Source organism: Streptomyces sp. NPDC057654 (assembly GCF_042800135.1).
In the GTDB taxonomy this organism is placed as follows: Bacteria; Actinomycetota; Actinomycetes; order Streptomycetales; family Streptomycetaceae; genus Streptomyces.
Genome location: NZ_JBHVHQ010000784.1, coordinates 1 through 4,102, shown reverse-complemented (window position 1 = coordinate 4,102; position 4,102 = coordinate 1). Strand labels below are relative to the sequence as shown.

Annotated in this window: 5 protein-coding genes; all 5 read left to right on the top strand. The window is 72.8% G+C overall.

From position 1 onward, the window contains the following. A partial coding sequence (locus ACFU99_RS35810) for a flavin reductase family protein (protein WP_384400444.1) occupies positions 1-184 on the top strand: 184 nt, incomplete at its 5' end. A 69-nt stretch (positions 185-253) separates the two neighbouring features. Further along, positions 254-1,732, top strand: a complete 1,479-nt coding sequence (locus ACFU99_RS35805) for a 4-hydroxyphenylacetate 3-hydroxylase family protein (RefSeq protein ID WP_384400441.1) — start codon at positions 254-256, stop codon at positions 1,730-1,732. After that, positions 1,729-2,214, top strand: a complete 486-nt coding sequence (locus ACFU99_RS35800; RefSeq protein ID WP_384400438.1) for a RidA family protein — start codon at positions 1,729-1,731, stop codon at positions 2,212-2,214. Before ACFU99_RS35805 ends, ACFU99_RS35800 begins: the two co-directional genes overlap by 4 nt. Then, complete coding sequence (locus ACFU99_RS35795) at positions 2,211-2,897, top strand: DUF1028 domain-containing protein (protein ID WP_384400435.1); 687 nt, start codon at positions 2,211-2,213, stop codon at positions 2,895-2,897. Before ACFU99_RS35800 ends, ACFU99_RS35795 begins: the two co-directional genes overlap by 4 nt. Further along, a complete protein-coding gene (locus tag ACFU99_RS35790) occupies positions 2,897-4,075 on the top strand; it encodes an amidohydrolase (RefSeq protein ID WP_384400432.1) in 1,179 nt (392 codons plus the stop codon). The genes ACFU99_RS35795 and ACFU99_RS35790 overlap by 1 nt, the downstream gene beginning before the upstream one ends. The last annotated feature ends 27 nt before the right edge of the window (positions 4,076-4,102 follow it).

Sequence of the window (4,102 nt, the reverse complement as noted above, 5' to 3'; positions counted from 1 at the left end):
CTTCGAAACCGGCTCGCCGCTGCTGCGCGGCGCCGCCGCCGTCTTCGACTGCCGGCTCGGCGACGCGGTCGTCTCCGGCACGCACCGCGTCCTCTTCGGCGCCGTCACCGCCGCCGCCGTCTCCCCGGGCGCCCACCCCCTGGTGCACCACGCCCGTACGTACGGCACCCACCGCCCCTTCTGACGGGCGCCCGCCCCACCCCTGCACGGCAGCCGCCGCCCCCTCTGAGAGCCCAGGACAAGGAGTACGGACATGATCCGCACCGGAGAGCAGTACCGGGAGTCGATCCGCGACGGCCGCGAGGTCTGGATGAACGGCGAGAAGATCGAGGACGTGCCCACGCACCCCGCCTTCAAGCCGCTCGTCGACATCCGGGCCCGGATCTACGACATGGCGCACGACCCGGCGACCAGCGGCGTCATGACGTACAAGGACGAGGAGAGCGGCGAACTCAACGCCGTCCAGCAGAAGCCGCCCCGTACCCGCCAGGACTGGGAGGACAAGCGGGCCGCCACCGACGCGGTGCTCACCGACGCCGGCGGCGTCGTCACCCGCGTCGGCGACGAGACCATCGGCGAGGTGTGGTCCCTCATCGACGGCCAGGACGTCCTCAACCAGATCAACCCGGCCTACGCCGAGAACGTCAAGCGCCACATCGACCTGGCCTGCTTCGGCGACCCCTTCCACGTCTCAGCCAACACGGACCCCAAGGGCGACCGCTCCAAGCGCCCGCAGGACCAGGACCCCGACATGCTGCTGCACGCCGTCCGCGAGACGGACCGCGGCATCGTCGTGCGGGGCGCCAAGTACGAGACGGCCGCCGCCTACTCCAACCAGGCGTTCGCCAAGCCGACCATCGCCAACTGGGGCGACTCCGAACTCTCCGACTACGCCCTCGGGTTCATGCTCGACATGGGCGCCCCCGGCCTCAAGTACATCTGCCGCACCGGCTTCGCGGGCGGCGCCAAGCCCGTCGAGGACTATCCCGTCTCCAACCGCTTCGACGAGGTCGACACCCTCGTCGTCTTCGACGACGTCGAAATCCCCTGGGAGAACATCCTCTTCTACCGCGACACCAAGGCCGCCACCTTCATCCGCGCCACCCTGCACCGCTACAGCGCCTACGCCTTCACCCAGCGCAACCTGCGCCTCGCGGACCTGATGATCGGCGCCGCGCTGTGGAACGTGAAGCAGACGGGGCTGGAGAAGCAGCAGGCCGTACAGGAGAAGCTGGCCACCCTCGCCTGCTACCGCGAGGGCATCAACGCGCACCTCACCGCCGCCGTCGCCATGGCGGAGCCCAGTCCCGGCGGGCTGCTGATGCCCAATCAGTCGCTCCTCTACACCGGCCGGGTGCTGGCCTGCTCGCAGCTCCACGAGATGATGCACATCGCCCGCGAACTGTGCGGCGGCCAGATCTGCATCACCCCGGACAAGGCGTCCTTCGAGGACCCCGAGACCGGGCCGTGGCTGGAGAAGTTCTACTCGGTCAACGAGCACTGGGTCGCCGAGGACCGCCGCAAGCTCCTCGCGTACGCCCGTGACCTGCTGAACTCCGACTACGCGGGCCACCGGCTGACCTTCCAGCTCTTCGCGCAGTCACCGCCGTTCGCCCACCTCGGCGCCGTCTACCGCAACTTCGGCTGGGACGGCCCGCTCGACCTGGTCAAGGACGCGGCCGGACTCTCCGACAACGTGCTCGGCTCCCTGAACCGGAAGGCCGCCAAGTGACCGTCCACGACCGCGTCCGCCCCTTCAACACCGCCGCCACCTACCCCGAACAGGACCTCTCCAACGACCTCGCGCAGGCCGTCGTCGCCGAGGGCACCGTCTATCTGCGCGGCCAGATCGGCCAGGATCTCGACACCCGCGAGAACGTCGGCGTCGGCGACGTCGCGGCCCAGGCCGAGCGGGCGATGGCCAACATCGCGATGCTGCTGGCGGAGTGCGGCAGCCGCCTCGACGAGATCGTGAAGATCACCGTCTATCTGACGGACATCCGCTTCCGCGAGCCCGTCTACCGCGTCATGGGCCGTTGGCTCAAGGGCGTCCACTACGTCTCCACCGGCCTCGTCGTCTCCGCGCTCGCCCGGCCCGAATGGCTCGTGGAGATCGACGCCACCGCCGTGATTCCGGCGGAGCGCCGCGCCGAAGCTGCCGCCGCCCGTGCCGCAGACGTCCGAGCGGCCGTACGGGACGGGGAGGCGGCATGACCTTCTCGATCGCCGCGCGCTGCGCGCGCACCGGACAGTTCGGGGTCGCCGTCACCTCGTCGTCCCCCGCCGTCGCCGCCCGCTGCGCGTACGTACGGGCGGGCGTCGGCGCGGCCTGCTCACAGAACATCACCGACCCGCGGCTCGGCGCCCACCTGCTCGACCAGTTGGCGGGCGGCGCGTCCGCCGCCTCCGCGATCCACGGGACCGCGCACGCCGAGGCGCACCTCCCGCACATCCCCTACCGGCAGCTGACCGCCGTCGGCGTCGTCGGGCCGGGCGCCGCGTACTCCGGGGCGCACACCCTCGGCAAGCACGCGGAGGCCGTCGGCCCCGACGCGGTCGCCGCCGGAAACCTCCTCGCCGACCCCGGCGTACCGCGGGCGATCCTCGACGCCTTCGCCGCCGACCCGGCCGCCCCGCTCGCCCGGCGCCTCCTCGACGCGCTCGGCGCGGGCGCGGCGGCGGGCGGCGAGGAGGGCCCGGTGCGCTCGGCCGGGCTGCTCGTCGCCGCAGAAGTGCCGTGGCCGGTCACGGACCTGCGCGTCGACTGGACCGACGGCGACCCGATCGCCGAACTCGCCGCGCTGTGGAAGCTCTGGGAGCCGCAGGAACAGCCGTACGTCCAGCGCGCGCTCGCCCCCGGCGAGGCGCCGTCGTTCGGTGTGCCGGGGGACGCGTGATGGCGGCGAGCACTCAGGCGCGTACGGAGGCGCGTACGAGCGGCATCCGGCGGGCCGTCGCGGCGGCGGCCGACGACCTGCTGGCCCTCAGCCACCGCATCCACGCCCACCCCGAGGTGGCCTGGGAGGAGGAGAAGGCGGCCCGCTGGACGGCCGGGGCGCTGGACGCCCTCGGCTACACCGTCCGCACCGGGACCGCCGGACTGCCCACCGCCTTCACCGCGACCACCGGAACGGGGCCGCTGCACATCGGGATCTGCGCCGAGTACGACGCGCTGCCCGGCCTCGGCCACGCCTGCGGCCACAACATCATCGCCTCCGCCGCGGTCGGCGCGGCCGCGGGACTGGCCGCGGTCGCCGACGAACTCGGCCTGACGGTCACCGTCTTCGGCACCCCGGCGGAGGAGGGCGGCGGCGGGAAGATCCTCATGCTGGAGCGCGGCGCCTTCGACGGGGTGCACGCGGCGATGATGGTCCACCCCGGGCCCGTCGACGTGGCGGAGGCGGACCCGTTCGCCGTCGCCCACCTCAAGGTCCGCTACCACGGCAAGGCCGCGCACGCCGCCGCCTACCCGGAGCAGGGCCGCAACGCGGCCGACGCCTTCACCCTCGCCCAGGTCGCGATCGGCCTGCTGCGCCAGCAACTGCCGGGCGGCACACGGGTGCACGGCATGACGACGCGCGGCGGCGAGGCGCCCAACGCCATCCCGGAGCTGACGGAGGGCCGCTGGTACGTCCGCGCGGACACCCTGGAGCACCTCGACGCACTGCGCCCGCGCGTCGAGCGCTGCTTCGAGGCGGGCGCGCTGGCGACGGGGTGCGAGCTGGAGATCGAACCGGAGAGCCCGCCGTACTCGGAATTCCGCAACGACGCGGGACTGCTCGCCGTCTACCGGCGCACGGCCGAGGAACTGGGCCGCCGCTTCGATCCGGGCACCCCCGCGGCCCGGATGAACCGCGCCTCGACCGACATGGGCAACGTGTCCCGAGTCCTGCCCGCCATCCACCCCTATCTCGGCATCGGTTCGCTGCCCGCCGTCAACCACCAGAAGGAGTTCGCCGCGCACTGCGTCGGCGGCGAGGCCGACCGCGCCGTCCTCGACGGAGCCACGGCGATGGCGCTGACGGCGGCGGCGGTCGCCTCGGACGCGGGGGAGCGGGAGCGGCTCATGGGCTGAGGGGCCTACCGTGGTCTCTCTGTTGAG

Excerpts from the sequence above, each read along its gene's own strand:
- ACFU99_RS35805 (WP_384400441.1), top strand. The coding sequence starts at position 254 with ATGATCCGCACCGGAGAGCAGTACCGGGAGTCGATCCGCGACGGCCGC.
- ACFU99_RS35795 (WP_384400435.1), top strand. The coding sequence starts at position 2,211 with ATGACCTTCTCGATCGCCGCGCGCTGCGCGCGCACCGGACAGTTCGGG.
- ACFU99_RS35790 (WP_384400432.1), top strand. The coding sequence starts at position 2,897 with ATGGCGGCGAGCACTCAGGCGCGTACGGAGGCGCGTACGAGCGGCATC.